Below are 16,743 nucleotides of genomic sequence, written 5' to 3'. Positions count from 1 at the left end.
CTTTACTGCAACTCATTGTTCCGAAGTGGCTTTGCGGCTCCCGGCTATCACGCCGGTTCGCAAGATGCTTCAGGCTAGGACCCTTCGATGCAGACATTCGGTCATCTGGTCGACGGATTGGCGGTCGCCCTGCAACCGTTCAATCTCATCTGCGCCTTCATCGGCGTCACGCTGGGCACCCTGATCGGCGTGCTGCCCGGCATCGGCCCGGCGCTGACCATCGCCCTGCTCCTGCCGGTGACCTTCCAGCTCGACCCTTCGGGCACCGGCGCGCTCATCATGTTCGCCGGCATCTACTACGGCGGCATGTATGGCGGCTCGACCACCTCCATCCTGCTCAATACGCCGGGCGAAAGCTCCTCAATGGTCACCGCCGTCGAAGGCAACAAGATGGCCAAGGCCGGGCGAGGCGGCCCTGCTCTGGCCACGGCCGCGATCGGCTCCTTCGTTGCCGGCCTCTTGGCGACGCTGGCCTTGGCCTTCATCGCGCCCTGGGTGGTCAAGTTCGCCCTGTCCTTCAAGTTCATCGACAAATTCGCCCTGATGGTGCTCGCCTTCGTCACCGTATCGGCGGCGTTCGGCAATTCGGCCCTCCGGGGCCTGACTTCGCTGTTCATCGGCCTCGTCATCGGCCTGATCGGCAAGGATATCGTCAGCGGCCAGAACGGGCGCCTGACCATGGGCCTGGCCGATCTGCGCGGCGGCATCGAGGTCACCATCCTTGCCGTCGCCCTGTTCGCCATCGGCGAAGCGCTGGCCGTCGCGGCCACCCACCAGCTCAGCACAGGCACGGTGGAGGCGATCAAGGGTTCGATCTGGATGGGCCGAGAGGACTGGCGGCGTTCCTGGAAGCCCTGGCTGCGCGGCACCTTGTTCGGCTTTCCGATCGGAGCGATGCCGGCGGGCGGTGCGGAGATCGGCACCTTCCTCTCCTATGCCGCCGAGAAGCGCCTGGCTGAAAAACCCGAAGAGTTCGGCCATGGCGCCATCGAGGGCGTGGCCGGGCCGGAAGCGGCCAACAATGCCTCCGCTGCCGGCACGCTGGTGCCGCTGCTCACGCTCGGCCTGCCCACCTCGGCGACCGCCGCCGTCATGCTCGCCGGCTTCCAGCAATTCGGCCTGCAGCCGGGAGCCCAGCTCTTCACCTCCAATCCCGAGTTGGTCTGGGGCCTGATCGCCAGCCTGCTGGTCGCCAATTTCATGCTGCTGGCGCTGAACCTGCCGCTGGTCGGCCTGTGGGTGAAGCTGCTCACCATCCCACGCCCCTGGCTCTATGCCGGCATTCTCCTGTTCGCCACGCTCGGCACGCTCGCAGCCAATCCCTCGCCCGCCCAGCTCGCCATGCTGCTCGCCTTCGGCCTGATGGGCTACGGCCTCAGGCTCTACGACTATCCGATCGCACCGGTGGTGGTGGGGCTGATCCTGGGACCGCTCGCCGAAGAACAGCTTCGCAAGGCGCTCCAGCTGCATCAGGGCTTCTTCAGCTCGGTGCCGGCGGTGATCCTCTTCAGCATCGCCGCCCTGGCTCTCGTCGTCCCGGCCTATATGCGCTGGCGCGGACGCGGCAAGGTTCTCACCCAGCTCGCCGCTTCCGAGGATTGATGCAACGTCCCGGCAGCCATGCCGGAACGTTACTTTTCTTTCATCTCGACTTGCAGTACACCACCCGCACCAGGCCGGGCCCCTCTGGCAGTTCCCGATGCGTAGCGCTCCGGGACCTGTGATGTCGGACTGGAGCAAACAGAGCGGTCCCGGCGCGTCGGCGTCCCCCAGCGCCCCAGGCTTTCCTCCTGGCTCGAATCGGCACCGCTCTCCCGCACCGGAACGAGAGAGCCTTCTTCCATGCCCGATATCCTTGCCATCCTGTCGGAAGCCATTTCCGTCTCCTCCCTGGTTGCCCTTGGCCAGGTCATCCTGATCGACCTGGTCCTGGCCGGCGACAATGCCATCGTCATCGGCCTTGCCGCAGCCGGCCTTCCCAAGGAGCAGCGGACCCGCGCCATCCTGATCGGCATCGCCGCCGCCACCGTATTGCGCATCTTCTTTGCCGCCATCACCACCCAGCTTCTCGCCATTGTCGGGCTTCTGCTCGCCGGCGGCATCCTGCTCCTGTGGGTGTGCTGGAAGATGTGGCGCGAACTGAGCACCAGCCATAGCGAGGAAGCCGCCGCCCAGCACGCCCTCGACGGCGACGGGGAAAACGGCAATGGCTCGAGCAACGGCACCCCGCGCAAGACTTTTGCCCAGGCCGCCTGGCAGATCGTGGTCGCCGACGTCTCGATGTCGCTCGACAACGTCCTCGCCGTCGCCGGCGCGGCGCGCGACCATCTGTGGGTGCTGATCTTCGGCCTGGTCGTCTCGATCGCGCTGATGGGCATCGCGGCGAGCCTGATCGCCCGCCTGCTCAACCGCTATCGCTGGATCGCCTATGTCGGCCTGCTCGCCATCCTCTATGTCGCCGGCGACATGATCTATCGCGGCGCCAAGGAAGTCTGGCCCCTGATGTTCTGAGGCGGTCGACCCGAACGTCATCCAGGCCGGCAGCGATGCCGGCCTTTTTTCTGGATCGGCATCCATGTTGCCTACGGATGATGAACGCCCCTCAGGAATCACTCCCGGTTTCAGGGCGTCGTTCACCGCTGCAAGCCGGCTCAGGGACACCGGCAATACCGGCCTGATATGAACGGGATAGCGACGATTTCGAGGCAAGATCCGACCGCCCATTGCCGTTTGCCTCGTCGAATCTTCTGAGGTACGTTCCCGAAAGATCGGGACAGGTGGAACCATGGCGCGGGCAACGGTGCACGATCTGGCGCGTGCGGCAGGCGTGAGCCTGGCTACCATCGACCGCGTGCTCAATCGCCGCGGCGGCGTGCGGCCGGCGACGATCGAGAAGGTCGAGCAGGCCATGGCCCGGCTGAATTATCGCCGCGACATGGCAGCGGCCATGCTGGCCAAGCAGCAGGAATATCGCTTCGTCTTTCTCGTGCCGGTCGGCGTGAACACCTTCATGCGCAATCTGGCGAACGAGGCGACCCGCCTGTCCGATCTCAACGCCGCCGACCGGATCAGCATCCGCGTCGTCGAGATCCCACCCTTCGATGACGACAAGCTCGCCGGGATCCTCAACGGCCTCGACAGCACCGATATTTCGGGCGTGGCCGTGGTCGCCACCGAGAACGCCCAGATACGCCAGGCCATCGACCGGCTTGCCGAGCGCGGCATACCGGTGGTGACGCTGGTGTCCGACGTGCCGGCCTCGCGCCGCGCCCATTTCGTCGGCATCGACAACAGCGCAGCCGGGCGCACTGCCGGCTCGCTGATGGGGCGCTTTCTGCGCGGGCGGTCAGGCCGCATTGCCGTGCTTGCCGGCTCGATGCTGCTGCGCGACCATGTCGAGCGCCATTTCGGCTTCGAACGCGTGCTGCGCACCGAATATCCCGATCTCGTCACCCTGCCGGTGATCGAGGGTCGCGACAATGGCGCCGTCGTCGAGGAGGTGCTCGGCGCCCTGCTCGACAACCATCCTGACATCATCGGCCTCTACAGCCTCGGTGGCGGCAATCGCGGCGTGATCGCCGCCTTGAACAAGCGCCATGCCGGTGCTCGCATCTGCGTGATCGCGCATGAATTGACCACCCATTGCCGCGAAGCCCTGGTCGACGGCACCTTCGATGCCATCCTCAACCAGGACCCCGGCCACGAAGCCCGCAGCGCCATGCGCGTACTGCGCGCCCTCACCGACGGCCAGCCGATCGACCAGGGCCAGGAACGCATCCGCATCGACATCTATCTCAGGGACAATCTGCCCTGAGGCTGCTCACGCCGCGCGCGAAAACACCATCATGTAGTTGACATCGGTGTCGCGGCTGAGCCGCCATTCGTCCAGCAGGGGATTGTAGATCACGCCGCAGCGGTCGAACTCGGCCAGGCCTTGCGGCGTCACCGCCTCCTCGATCTCCGCAGGCTTGACGAACTTGTTCCAGTCATGCGTGCCACGCGGCACCCAGCCCAGCACCTTCTCGGCCGCCACGATCGCCAGCGCATAGGCCTTCATGGTGCGGTTGAGGGTGGCGACGAAGAGGAGACCGCCGGGCTTCACCATATCGGCACATGTCTTGAGGAAGGCGGCGGGGTCGGTGACATGCTCGACGATCTCCATCGCCAGCACCACGTCGAAGCGCTCGCCGGCCGCTTCGAGCTCCTCGGCCGGCACGACGCGATAGTCGATGGCAAGGCCCGAGCGGGCGGCATGGGCCTTGGCCATTTCGACATTGGTCGCGGCCATGTCGATACCGACGACCTCGCCTCCGAGCTTGGCCAGCGGTTCGCTGAGCAGGCCGGCACCGCAGCCGATATCGGCGAGCCTGAGGCCCTTGAGCCCGTCGAGGGCGACGGAGGAGCGGCCGAAATGCCCGGCGATCTGGTCCCGCACATAGCGCAGGCGCACCGGGTTCAGCCGGTGCAGCGCCCGCATGGTGCCGCGCGGGTTCCACCAATCGGCCGCCATCGCCTCGAAACGTTCGATCTCCTTGGGATCGACCGACGAACCCGTGCCTGCTGCGCTCATTGCCTGCGTCCTGGAGAAAAGCGCGTTGCGACGGGAACGCTCATTTGCTCCAGCTCCTTGTTTCCAAGCCAATCCGACTGATTGGCTAGTGCCTCTTGCGATTCTTGCCGATTCCGTCAAATCGCAAAACGCAAAAATCGCGTGGTACAGAGCAGAAAACTACCATTTTCAGCCGCTTGTGTGGCCCCGATCTGCCCCTAAGGCAACCCCATTAACAATGCCCTGCTCTCTTTCTCGATATTGTCATCGCAATTTGGCAATTTCCGTCGCGCCTGGACTTTGAGCGGCCTTAATTTCAGCTATGGTCACCCGAGCCGCATCGACAGGGCAAAGCCGGCCTTCCTAAGGCGAGGAATCCTCGTCCTGGGAAGGCCGGCACGGCATTCGGCCGATGTGGAATTTCCGAGCCCGTCGATGGGCGGGTTCGGAAATTCCACAGAGCGCCGCCACAAGGCGGCGTAGCAAGAAGGGATGAACGAGATGGCGTGGCGCGACGACGAAGCCCGGGCGGCCCTGATTCACAAGGCGGCAAGGAGCCTCCAGCCAGGCAAGACCCCTCCCACCTTCGCCGAAGTACTCTTCGGCCGGACCACCCTCGAAGACCTCGCCACCCATGATGCCGCCTCGCTCGCCTTCCTGGCCGAGCAGGCCTGGGACCATGTGCAGCGCCGCACGCCCGGCCATGCCGATATCCGTGTCGTCAATCCCGACATGCCCGATGGCCGCGAGATCTCGGTCATCGAGATCCTCAACGACAACATGCCCTTCCTGTTCGATTCCACCATGGCCGAGCTGTCGGAACGCGGAATCGAGGCACAGCTGGTGGCTCATCCCATCATCGCGCTGGAGCGGGATGCCCAGGGCAAGCTCGTGCAATTCTTCGGCGACGCTGTGCCGGAAGGCAGCAAGGGCGTGCGCGAGAGTCTCATCCACATCCATATCGCCCGCATCGATTCAGACGCCGACCGGCAGAGTCTGATCGACGGCCTGACGCTGGTGTTCAACGATGTCAGGGCCTGCGTGGTGGACTGGCGCGCCATGCGTGACCGGGTGGAGCAGGCGATCGAATCCTTCCGTACCAATCCGCCGCCGCTGCCGGTCGACGAGATCGCCGAGGCCAACCAGCTCCTGCAATGGATCTGCTCGGACAATTTCACCTTCCTGGGCCTGCGCGAATACCGCTTCTCCACCGACAGCGCCGCCTCCGACGAAGTCAGCGAGGGCGAAGGTCTCGGCATCCTCAGGGATCCCGAGGTCAAGATCCTGCGCCGCGGCACCGAACTGGTGGTGATGACGCCGGAAATCCGCGAATTCATGCGCGAGCCGACGATCCTGATCGTCACCAAGGCGAATGTGAACAGCCGCGTCCATCGCCGCGTGCGCATGGACTATATCGGCGTCAAGCTCTACACGCCCGACGGGCAGGTCGAGGGCGAATTGCGCGTCGTCGGCCTGTTCACCTCGGCGGCCTATACGCGCTCGGTACGCCAGATCCCCTATGTCCGCCACAAGGTCGCCCAGGTGCTGCAGCGCGCCGGGCTCGACCCGCAGAGCCACTCGGGCAAGGCGATCCTGCACATCCTCGAGGAATATCCGCGCGACGAACTGGTGCAGGTCGATTCCGAGACGCTCTACAACTTCGCCATGGAGATCCTGCTCCTCTATGAGCGCCCCCGCCTGCGCGCTTTGGTGAGGGCCGACAAGTTCGACCGCTTCGTCTCCATCCTCGTCTTCATTCCGCGCGAGAAATACGACACCGACGTGCGCATCGGCATCGGCAATTATCTGGCCAATGCCTATAAGGGCCGCCTTTCCGCCTCCTACGCGGCCTTCCCCGAAGGGCCGCTGGCGCGCGTGCACTACATCATCGGCCGCTATGAGGGGGATACGCCCTTCATCGAGCGCTCGGTGCTGGAGGCCGGCATCACCGCCATCGCCACCAACTGGGGCGACAAGCTCCGGGCAGCCCTTGCCGGCACCACCGACGGCATGCGTGCACGCCTGCTCGGCAACCGCTACGCCAATGCCTTCACCGGCGGCTATCCCGAGACCTTCTCCACCGCCCAGGCGATCGCCGATATCGGCGTGATCGAGAAGCTGACACCCGCCCGCCCCGTGGCTATCCTGGTCTATCGCCTGGAGGAGGACGATACGCCCTCGCGCTGCGGCCTCAAGGTCTTCTCGCAGGGCGCACCGATGTCACTGTCCTATCGCGTGCCGGTGATCGAGAATCACGGCCTGCGCGTGGTCGACGAGCGTACCTACGAGATCACCCCCACCGCCAAGCCGGCGCCGGCTCCCGTCTGGCTGCACGACATGACGGTGGAGACCAGCGACGGCCAGCCCATCCCTCCCGGCATCGACTTCCAGCATCGCCTCGAAGCCTCGATCATGGCGGTGGTGGGCGACTATGCCGAATCCGACGGCTACAACGCCCTCGTCCTGCGCACCTCGCTGGGCTGGCGCGAGATTTCCGCCATCCGGGCCCTGTCGCGCTATCTGCGCCAGATCCGCGCTCCCTTCAGCCAGGACTACATGTGGGAAACGGCGCGCAAGAACCCGCAGATCACCGCCAGCATCGTGGCCTTGTTCCGCGCCCGCCACGACCCGAGGCTGACGGCAACCGATGCCGAACGCACCGCGCATGAGGCCGAGATCGTGGGCGAGATCGAGGAGCAGCTGCAATCGGTCTCCTCGCTCGACGAGGATCGCATCCTGCGCCGCTTCACCAATCTGGTGCAGGCGATCATGCGTACCAATCTCTGGCAGGTCGGCCCGGATGGCCAGCCCCGGCCGGTGATCAGCTTCAAGTTCGAATGCCGCAAGGTCGAGGGCCTGCCGGCTCCCAAGCCCCTCTACGAGATCTTCGTCTATTCGCCGCGGGTGGAGGGCATCCATCTGCGCTTCGGCAAGGTGGCGCGCGGCGGCCTGCGCTGGTCGGACCGCCCCCAGGATTTCCGCACCGAAATTCTGGGTCTCGTCAAGGCGCAACAGGTCAAGAACGCGGTAATCGTGCCGGTCGGCGCCAAGGGCGGCTTTGTGCCCAAGCGCCTGCCGCCGCCGTCCAACCGCGACGCCTGGCTGGCCGAGGGGACGGAAGCCTACCGCATCTTCATCCGCTCGCTGCTCGAACTCACCGACAATCTCGACGGCGACAATATCGTGCCACCCGACAACACCGTGCGCCATGATGGCGACGACCCCTATCTGGTCGTCGCAGCCGACAAGGGCACCGCCACCTTCTCCGACACGGCCAATGCCATCTCCATCGAGAAGCATCACTGGCTGGGCGACGCCTTCGCCTCGGGCGGCAGCCAGGGCTATGACCACAAAAAGATGGGCATCACCGCTCGCGGTGCCTGGGAGGCGGTGAAGCGGCATTTCCGCGAACTCGGCACCGACATCCAGGTCGAGCCCTTCACCGCAGTCGGCGTCGGCGACATGTCGGGCGACGTCTTCGGCAACGGCATGCTGCTGTCGCCGGCGACCAAGGTGGTCGCGGCCTTCGACCATCGCGACATCTTCATCGATCCCTCGCCCGATCCTGTCACCAGCCATGCCGAGCGGCTGCGCATGTTCAACCTGCCGCGCTCGAGCTGGCAGGATTACGACAAGGCGCTGATCTCCAAGGGCGGCGGCGTGTTCTCGCGCTCGCTGAAGGCCATTCCGCTTTCAGCCGAGATCCGGGCCCTGCTCGATCTCGACAAGGCCGAGGCGACGCCCACCGAGGTGATGACGGCGATCCTCAAGGCCCGCGCCGATCTCCTGTGGTTCGGCGGCATCGGCACCTATATCCGCGCCGCCAGCGAGACCGACGACCAGGTCGGCGACCGCGCCAACGATCCCATCCGCATCACCGGCGCCGATGTCAGGGCCCGGGTGATCGGCGAGGGCGCCAATCTCGGTGCCACCCAGCGCGGCCGCATCGAGGCGGCACAGAAGGGCATCAAGCTCAACACCGACGCGATCGACAATTCTGCCGGTGTCAACACCTCCGACGTCGAGGTGAACATCAAGATCGCTCTCGCCCGGCCCGAGCGCGACCAGCGCCTCACGCAGGCCGATCGCAACATCCTGCTGGCGGCAATGACCGACGAGGTCGGCTCGCTGGTGCTGCGCAACAACTATCTGCAGACGCTGGCGCTCTCGCTCTCCGAACGCAAGGGCGTAGCCGAGACCGGCTTCCTCACCCGCCTGATGCAGTCGCTCGAACAGCGCGGCCTGCTCGACCGCGCCGTGGAGTTCCTACCGGACGACGTCGCCATCGCCGAGCGCACCCGCCGCGGCCAGGCCCTGACACGGCCGGAACTGGCTGTGCTGCTCGCCTATGCCAAGCTGACGCTCTATGACGACCTGCTGGTCACCAGCGTGCCGGACGATCCCTATCTCGCCCGCGAGTTGTCGGTGTATTTCCCGCCCGAGATCCAGAACCGCTTCCCCGACGCCGTCGAGAACCATCGACTGCGGCGCGAGATCATCGCCACCAATCTCGCCAACGGCATCATCAACCGCGGCGGACCGGCCTGCGTGGTGCGCCTCAGCGACGAGACCGACGCCGACGTCACCACCATCGCCATGGCTTTCGCCGCCGTGGATGAATCCTATGGCCTGCGCTATCTCTACGATGCCATCGATGCCCTGGATAACCGCATCGACGGGCAGCTCCAGCTCAGCCTCTACGGCTTCCTGCAGGATCTCCTGCTCTCGCGCGTGGTGTGGTTCGTGCGCAATGTCGACTTCTCGCCCGGGCTTGAAGCGGTGATCGCCCGTTTCGGCGCCGGTGTCCACGAGATCGCCATCGGCCTCGACACCACCTTGCCGGAGGCGATGCAGGCAGTCCGCCTCAAGCGCATCCGCGAACTGGTCGAGGGCGGCGTGCCCGAAGACCTCGCCGGCAGGATGGGCAATCTGGATCCGCTGGTATCGGCGCCCGACATCGTTTTGGTGGCGGGCCGCACCAGTCGGGCCATCGGCGACACCGCGGCCACCTTCTATGCGGCGGAAGCCAATTTCCAGCTCGACCGCATCGTCACGGCCGCCCGCGCCGTGCCCGCCAGCGATTATTTCGAGCGCCTCGCCATCGACCGGGCCATCGAACAGATCGCGGCAGCCGAGCGACGCCTGGTCGCCGACATGCTGGCGACCGGCCTGTCCGGCCAGGCGGCGACGGAGGCCTGGCTCGAAGCCCATCCGGAAGCCGCGCGCATCCGCCGCTCGGTGGAGGAAATCGCGGCCAGCGGCCTGACCCTGGCCAAGCTCGCCGTGGCGGCCAACATGCTTGGCGATCTCGTCAGAGAGTGACGAGGTCGCGGTTTGAGAGTCGGTTGGCGCATGGATGTCGCCAACCGGCCTCTTCGTGGGACTCAGTTCGGATCCTTTTTGAGGGACCGCGGTCAGACAGCTGTTTCTTCGACGCTTCCAGCCTGCCGGCCAGCCGGCACGGCCGGGGATTGGGAAGGCACGCGCGGCGCGATGTCGTGGCGCCCCAAGACAAACAGCACCAACGCCATCAATGCCACGCAGCCATGAACCCAATAGGCTAAACCATAGCCGCCCAAATCGGTAAGCCAGCCGGCGACGACGTTGCTGAGTGAGGCCCCAATACCCTGCACGGTCATGACGGCAGCAAGGCCGACATTGAAGCGGCCGGTACCGGATAGAATGCGTTCAGCGGCGATGGGCGTGGCTATGCCGATCAGGCCGGCGCCCACACCGTCGAGAAACTGCACGGGAAAGACGAAAGCAAAGGAGGGAAAGGTCCCCGCAATCACACCGCGGATCGGCAAGGCCGCCAAGGCAACAATGAATATTGTGGCCAAGCCGAACCGTCTGATCAGCCAGGGCGCCAGCAATGCCATGCCGATCATCGAAAGTTGTGAAACGCCCGTCGTGATCGCGGTGGTCCGGAAAGGGGTGCCGAGCTGAATCGAGAAGGCCTGCGCGATCAGGCGGCTGATGGGGCATTCCCAAAATGAAAGATCATCAAAACCAGACTGAGCAGAATTAGTCCCTTGCTGCCTGCCAGGACCGAAAACCCAGAGGGGGCCTCCGATCCATCATGGTGCGCCAGCCCACGCGCTACCTGATGGTCGATCTGCTTGGGATCGATGGCGAGCGTCGCCGCGATCGTGGCGAAAGCAGCAAACAGCATGAGCCCAACGACGCCATGGATGCCGAACAGAAGTGTTCCTGCATAAATCGCCGCCAAGGAGACAACGTTTCCGGTGTGGTTCCAGAACTCGTTTCGAGACACCTGGCGGGAGAACCGCTCTTCTCCGACAAGGCCAAGCGTCAAGCCCATGAGTGCGGGCCCAATGACGGCGCCGACGACGGCCGTCGCTGATTGGCCTCCGAAGACCGAAAAGCCGTTGGGGGTCGCCAACGTCCACAGGGCCATCGTCGTCACGAAGGTAACGGGCAGGATAATCAGTGTTCGTTTGTAAGCCGATGCATCGACAAGCGCGCCGAACAAGGGGGTGGACGCCATTCCTAACACGCCCCCAATCGTCGCGATGACACCGAGCGTGAATGGCTCCCACCCGTGCGTTGCGAGAAAACCATCGAGGAAGGGTCCCAAGCCATCGCGAGCATCGGCAAGGAAGAAGTTCAGGACAGAAAGGGCAAAGAGGGAACGATGAAAGACGGAAGGGGCGCGGGGCGTCACGACGGCTCCGGAGGTCAGGCCTTTTCAACAATGCGCTATACGGTGAACCCGGCGGGGTGGATAGGGGATTTTCGCTAGCGCGCTTACTGCGTATCAAATAAAGGATCGGACAAGCACAACAGAATGTGTTCGCTTTCGAACGGGCTCGCCAGAGCACCCATACAGTCCCCCATGGTCTTTCAAGTTTCTGCCCCGATTCTCAGCCTTTCCGTTGCCGCCCTGACAGCGCTGACTTTGCTGATCCGGCCCTTCAAGTGGCCGGAGGCGGTCTGGGCCGTCCTCGCGGCAGCGCTGCTGACAGGCGCAGGCGCCATACCCTTGCTCGACGCGTGGGCGGGCATCGCCAAGGGCCTGGACGTTTATCTGTTCTTGATCGGCATGATGCTGATCGCCGAGTTGGCACGACAGGAAGGCCTGTTCGATTGGCTGGCCCTGATAGCCACCAACCATGCAAAAGGCTCTCCGTTCAAGCTGTTCACCCTGACCTATCTCGTCGGCATTCTGGTGACGGTCTTCATGTCGAACGATGCAACCGCCGTCGTCCTGACCCCAGCCGTTTATGCAGCCTGCCAGGCGGCCAGGGTCAAGGACCCTCTGCCCTATCTCCTGATCTGCGCGTTTACCGCGAACGCGGCCAGTTTCGTGTTGCCGATCTCCAATCCTGCCAATCTGGTGATCTTCAATGGGGGTCACATGCCTGCCCTCGCCGATTGGCTATCGACCTTCGCACTCCCCTCGGCGCTTGCCATCGCAATCACCTTTGCCGCGCTTTTGTGGAACCAGCGTGCGGCATTGGCGGCCGAAACGCTGGCCGCTCGCGTGCCGGGCACAAGCCTTTCCCTCACCGGAAAGGTGGCGGGACTGGGGCTGACAGTGACGGCCATCGGCCTGATAACCGCCTCGGCGCTCCACGTCGATCTGGGTTGGCCCACTTTCGCCGGCGGGATTCTCACCCTGTCGATCGTATCGATCATCAAGCGCCAATTCCCCTCGCAAGCGCTCGAAGATATTTCGTGGAGCGTCATTCCACTGGTGGCGGGCTTGTTCGTGGTGGTGGAAGCGCTCGGGACGAGCGGCGTCCTCGACATGCTGGCCGTGTCCGTCAGCCGCCTGACAGAAATGCATCCTCAGCTCGGTGCACCTGCCGCCGGTGTCCTGACCGCCATCGTCGCCAATCTCGTCAACAACCTTCCAGCCGGCCTCGTCGCAGGAAACATCGTTCAGTCGATCCACGCATCGCCCGCTCTGTCAGGCTCGATCCTGATTGGAATCGATCTCGGCCCCAACCTGTCGATCACCGGATCACTGGCTACGATCCTCTGGTTGAACGCGTTGCGACGCGAGGGCATAAAGGTTGGTTTCTGGCAGTTCCTCAAGATCGGGACCGTCGTCATGTTCCCCGCGCTCCTGGCTGCGATCGCCAGCCTCGCAATCCAGAATTCTTGAGCCGGCCGGAAGCGCTACCTTGCCAGGTGATGCAGCACAATGCCGCTCGTCGTGGCGACGTTGAGGGAATCGAAACCGCCGCTCATGTCGATACGGATGGTCCGCAGCCGCCTCAAGACATGCTCGGGCAGGCCAGGCCCCTCGGCACCGAACAAGACGGCCTGCCGGCCCACAGGCTCGATATCGGCGAGACGCTCCTTGCCGGCCGGGCTGGTGGCCAGGACCTCGAAACCGGCCGCCAGCAGGGCGTCGCAGAGGGTCCCGATGTCGCCTCCCTGCGCGAAGGGTGTCATGAGGACTGCGCCAGCGGAAACGCGGATCGCCTTGCGGTAGAGCGGATCGCAGGAGGTTCCGTCGATCAATACGCCGTCGAGGCCAAAAGCTGCGGCATTGCGGAAGATCCCGCCCATATTGTCGTGATTGGCAATGGCCGAAAGGCCGACGAACAGGGCGTTTTCCGGCGCGGTGGCAAGCAGCCTTTCGGCCGTCCCCCCCTCCCCCCGCAAACCCATGGCCAGGATGCCGCGATGCATGGGGAAGCCGGCAATATCGTCGAGAACGCTGCGCGAGGCGCTGTAGACCGGGATCCCGGCGGGCACCTTGGCGACGAGATCGGCAAGCGGCTCGGTCCTGTTCTCCGCGATCAGAATGGATTCGATGGCAAAACGCCCGAGTTGGAGTGCGGTGCGCAGCACCACCTCCCCCTCGATGACGAAGCGCCCACCCCGTCCCTTGAGATCGCGCTCGCGGATATCGCGATACGCCTCGATACGCGGATCGGAAGGGTCGTCGACGGGAACAAGCATGGAATGGCATCCGAACAAATAGTGCGGCTTATCCGGATAGACGCATCCCAGTGATGAAAAGCAAGCCTGAATGCCCTACATAGCGGGCATGACCACACCCCTCCTGTTCGACCCCCATGCGCTGGCCCTGCATCGCCGGCGCGCCGCGGTCGCTCCCGCGGACTTCCTGCTGCGTCACGTCGCCGAAGACATGGCCGACCGCCTCGCCGTGATCCTGCGTCCCTTCGAACGGGCGGCGGAGATCGGCCCGCTTTCGCCCGTGCTGGCGCAGGCGGTGCGCCCAGGCCTTGCCGCCGAGTGGCAGGACGTCGCCATCGGCAACGAGGCGCTCCCTCTTCAGCCCGAAAGCATCGATCTTGCGCTGTCTGCCCTCGCCTTGCAGTTCGTCAACGACCTGCCGGGCCTGTTGAGCCAGGTCCGCCGCGCCCTCAGGCCGGACGGACTGCTGCTGGCCGCCCTGATCGGTGGCTCTACGCTCACCGAATTGCGAGCCGCCTTTTCAGAGGCCGAATTGGAAATGGAAGGCGGCGTCTCGCCCCGCGTCGCCCCCTTTGCCGATGTGCGCGACATGGGCGGCCTCCTGCAGCGGGCCGGCTTTGCCCTGCCCGTCGCCGACAGCGACGTCCTCACCGTGCGCTACGACAACGCCTTCGCCCTGATGGCCGACCTCAGGGCGATGGGGGCCTCCAACATGCTGGTCCAACGCCGCAAGGGCTTCACCCGCCGCGCCACCATGCTGCGCATGGCCGAGATCTATGCCGAGCGCTTCTCTGACCCGGACGGACGCATCCGAGCCACCTTCGAAATCGTCTGGATCTCCGGCTGGGCGCCCCACGCCGACCAGCAGAAACCACTGAAGCCGGGGTCGGCCAAGACCCGTCTCGCCGACGCCCTGGGCGTGAAGGAATACAGGCAGGAGTGACGGAGCCTCGTTTCGGGGCGGTCGCGCAATCCCAGGCGCCCGGCCGCCATGTTCGGCAGCGCCCATGAAGGAGGGACATACCATGCGATCGATCGTGGCCCTCATGGCCTTCCTAGCTGCCGCGGCACAGGCGCAGGCTGCCCCTTCGATGGCGCAGCACTTTGCCCGGTGCGAGCCTGAATTCTTCGAGGCTCTGCGCGATTATATCGCGCACAATGGACCGGCAACCCGCGGCTCCGTCGTCACCAAAGCCGGCACATGGGACGAACTCGTTTTCGCCAAGCCGGTTCGGGCACATGGATTCGATATCAGGGCCTATCGGCAATTGCAGTCGACGCTGGGCTCCAAGCCCACCTCCAGGGCCTGGCAGTGGGGGCTGGTGATCGAGACGAAACCTCGCGCCGTCGCCTATGCCATCGATCCCTATCTGAGGAAGATTCGCGCCACTAGCGAAGGGCTCGGCCTGCGTGCCGAGGCCAATGGCTGGTCGAGCGGCATCGGCGCCTACAAGGGGGGACGATGGCGACAGGTACGCGTCGCTCCCCTCGAAGACGGCAAGGCAACCCTGCTGAGCTGTTTCACCTTCAATGGGGACTATCCCGGCTTTCCCGGCCTGCCCGACCTCACGCCCCTGGCCGCTTCCAGGAATTGAGCCTGCGTTCCCGACCTATCGCGCCGGGATCATGTCGATCAGCATCGGGATCAGCGGCTCGTCCGCAGGCGGCATCGGATAGTCGCGCAGCTTCCTGGGCAGCACCCATTTCACCGCCTGGCCCTCCCGCCCATGGGGCGTGCCCTCCCAGCGCCGGCAGATCCACAGCGGCATCAGCAGGGTGAAATCCTCGTAGCTGTGGCTGGCGAAGGTGAGCGGAGCCAGGCACTCCTCCTTCACCTCGATGCCGAGCTCCTCGTACAGCTCGCGGATGAGGGTTTCCTCGGGGCGCTCGCCGGGCTCGAGCTTGCCGCCGGGAAACTCCCACAGGCCCGCCAGCGCCTTGCCTTCGGGGCGCTGGGAGATCAGCACGCGCCCGTCGGCATCGACCAGGGCGCAGGCGGCGACGAGAAGCAGGCGTTTGGTCACGACCGGTAGTCGCCGTTGATGGCGACATATTCCTTGGTGAGGTCGCAGGTATAGACCCGGTCACCCGCCTCGCCGAGCCCGATGTCGACGGCAATGGTGATCGCCTGCCCCTTCATATAGGCGGAAACCGCTTCCTCGTCATAGGACGGGTCACGCTCGCCATCGACGGCGACGCGGATGTCGCCGAACCAGATGGCGAGCCGGTCGCGGTCGGCCTCCTCGCCGGCCTTGCCGACGGCCATCACAACGCGGCCCCAATTGGCGTCCTCGCCGGCCACCGCCGTCTTGACCAGGGGCGAATTGGCGATCGACAGGCCGATACGCCGGGCCGCCTGCTTGGAGGTGGCGCCACGCACCTCGACGGTAACGAATTTGCGCGCGCCCTCGCCATCCCGCGCCACCTGCTGGGCGAGATCGAGCAGCACGCCGTCGAGCGCCCTGGCAAAATCGGCCAGGCGCGGATCGGCCGCTTCGGTCGCCGGCGTGCCGCCAGCCTTGCCGGTGGCGAACAGCAGCAGCGTGTCGGAGGTGGAGGTGTCCGAGTCGACGGTGACCGCGTTGAAGCTGTCGATGACGCCCTTGGAAAGCAGGCCCTGCAGCACGTTTCCGGCGATCGGCGCATCGGTGAAGACGAAGGAGAGCATGGTCGCCATGTCGGGCGCGATCATGCCGGCCCCCTTGGCGATGCCGTTGATGGTCACCGGCACGCCACCGAAATCGACGCGGGCGGTCGCCCCCTTGGGGAAGGTGTCGGTGGTCATGATGGCGCGGCCGGCATCCTCGAAGGCACCCGGCGAGACGCGGCCGGCGGTCTCGACCAGCACGCCCCTGAACTTGCCGGCATCGAGCGGTTCGCCGATCACGCCGGTGGAGGCGAGATAGACTTCGCTCGGACGGCAGCCGGCGGCCTCGGCGGCGAGTTCCGCCGTAAGGGCCACCGCTTCAGCGCCCTTCTTGCCGGTGAAGGCATTGGCATTGCCGGAATTGACCACCAGGGCTCGCGCGCTGCCATCCCCGAGCGCCGCACGGCACCAGTCGACCGGCGCCGACGGGCATTTGGAGCGGGTGAACACGCCGGCCGCCTGCGTGCCCTCGTCCATCAGGACGAACAGCACGTCGGTGCGGCCCTTGTAGCGGATACCGGCTTCGGCCGTCGCCATCCGGACACCCGCCACCGGCGGCAGATCGGGAAAGTGGGCGGGAGCGAGCGGGGACAGCGGCGCGGCCTTGGCCATGGTATTCCTCGATGGCGTG

The 16,743-nt window shown here is 65.2% G+C and carries 11 protein-coding genes and 1 pseudogene; 7 read left to right on the top strand and 5 right to left on the bottom strand.

Going from position 1 to position 16,743, the window contains the following annotated elements; translation table 11 throughout:
• Positions 1-87 precede the first annotated feature (87 nt).
• The 3 genes from ACTJKX_RS11715 (at position 88) to ACTJKX_RS11705 (ending at position 3,814) form a co-directional block, all read left to right on the top strand.
• The gene (locus ACTJKX_RS11715; RefSeq protein ID WP_440725353.1) at positions 88-1,602 is read left to right on the top strand and encodes a tripartite tricarboxylate transporter permease; all 1,515 of its coding nucleotides are present in this window, start codon (positions 88-90) and stop codon (positions 1,600-1,602) included.
• Between the two features lie 240 nt (positions 1,603-1,842).
• Entirely contained in the window at positions 1,843-2,511 is a 669-nt protein-coding gene (locus ACTJKX_RS11710; RefSeq protein ID WP_376717683.1) for a TerC family protein, read from the top strand.
• A 274-nt stretch (positions 2,512-2,785) separates the two neighbouring features.
• Positions 2,786-3,814, top strand: a complete 1,029-nt coding sequence (locus tag ACTJKX_RS11705) for a LacI family DNA-binding transcriptional regulator (protein ID WP_394311207.1) — start codon at positions 2,786-2,788, stop codon at positions 3,812-3,814.
• 6 nt (positions 3,815-3,820) lie between these two features.
• On the opposite strand, the gene ubiG is transcribed toward ACTJKX_RS11705, so the two are convergent.
• Complete coding sequence (ubiG, locus tag ACTJKX_RS11700) at positions 3,821-4,570, bottom strand: bifunctional 2-polyprenyl-6-hydroxyphenol methylase/3-demethylubiquinol 3-O-methyltransferase UbiG (RefSeq protein WP_440725352.1); 750 nt, start codon at positions 4,568-4,570, stop codon at positions 3,821-3,823.
• A gap of 480 nt (positions 4,571-5,050) precedes the next feature.
• Here ubiG and ACTJKX_RS11695 point away from each other — a divergent pair, with 480 nt between their 5' ends.
• Positions 5,051-9,871, top strand: coding sequence for an NAD-glutamate dehydrogenase (locus ACTJKX_RS11695; RefSeq protein WP_440725351.1), 4,821 nt, complete (start codon positions 5,051-5,053; stop codon positions 9,869-9,871).
• A 92-nt stretch (positions 9,872-9,963) separates the two neighbouring features.
• Here ACTJKX_RS11695 and ACTJKX_RS11690 read toward each other — a convergent pair.
• Positions 9,964-11,252 (bottom strand): annotated as a pseudogene (locus tag ACTJKX_RS11690) (MFS transporter).
• A gap of 153 nt (positions 11,253-11,405) precedes the next feature.
• Between ACTJKX_RS11690 and ACTJKX_RS11685 the strand changes: the two are divergent.
• A complete protein-coding gene (locus tag ACTJKX_RS11685; protein ID WP_440725350.1) occupies positions 11,406-12,680 on the top strand; it encodes an arsenic transporter in 1,275 nt (424 codons plus the stop codon).
• 14 nt (positions 12,681-12,694) lie between these two features.
• Here the strand turns inward: ACTJKX_RS11685 and ACTJKX_RS11680 are convergent, their stop codons facing one another.
• Positions 12,695-13,486, bottom strand: coding sequence for a TrmH family RNA methyltransferase (locus ACTJKX_RS11680; RefSeq protein ID WP_440725349.1), 792 nt, complete (start codon positions 13,484-13,486; stop codon positions 12,695-12,697).
• Between the two features lie 70 nt (positions 13,487-13,556).
• On the opposite strand from ACTJKX_RS11680, the gene ACTJKX_RS11675 reads away from it, so the two are divergent.
• On the top strand, positions 13,557-14,408 hold the full coding sequence (locus ACTJKX_RS11675; RefSeq protein ID WP_440725348.1) for a methyltransferase domain-containing protein: 852 nt from the start codon (positions 13,557-13,559) through the stop codon (positions 14,406-14,408).
• An 82-nt stretch (positions 14,409-14,490) separates the two neighbouring features.
• Positions 14,491-15,060, top strand: a complete 570-nt coding sequence (locus ACTJKX_RS11670) for a hypothetical protein (RefSeq protein WP_311937623.1) — start codon at positions 14,491-14,493, stop codon at positions 15,058-15,060.
• A gap of 15 nt (positions 15,061-15,075) precedes the next feature.
• Here ACTJKX_RS11670 and mutT read toward each other — a convergent pair whose 3' ends face one another.
• Complete coding sequence (gene mutT, locus ACTJKX_RS11665; protein WP_440725347.1) at positions 15,076-15,489, bottom strand: 8-oxo-dGTP diphosphatase MutT; 414 nt, start codon at positions 15,487-15,489, stop codon at positions 15,076-15,078.
• Positions 15,486-16,724, bottom strand: coding sequence for a bifunctional glutamate N-acetyltransferase/amino-acid acetyltransferase ArgJ (gene argJ / locus ACTJKX_RS11660; RefSeq protein WP_440725346.1), 1,239 nt, complete (start codon positions 16,722-16,724; stop codon positions 15,486-15,488). The genes mutT and argJ overlap by 4 nt, the downstream gene beginning before the upstream one ends.
• Between the last annotated feature and the right edge of the window lie 19 nt (positions 16,725-16,743).

It is taken from the genome of Labrys sp. 22185 (assembly GCF_052045555.1).
Classification (GTDB): domain Bacteria; phylum Pseudomonadota; class Alphaproteobacteria; order Rhizobiales; family Labraceae; genus Labrys; species Labrys neptuniae.
This window is presented reverse-complemented; position numbering and strand designations above follow the sequence as displayed.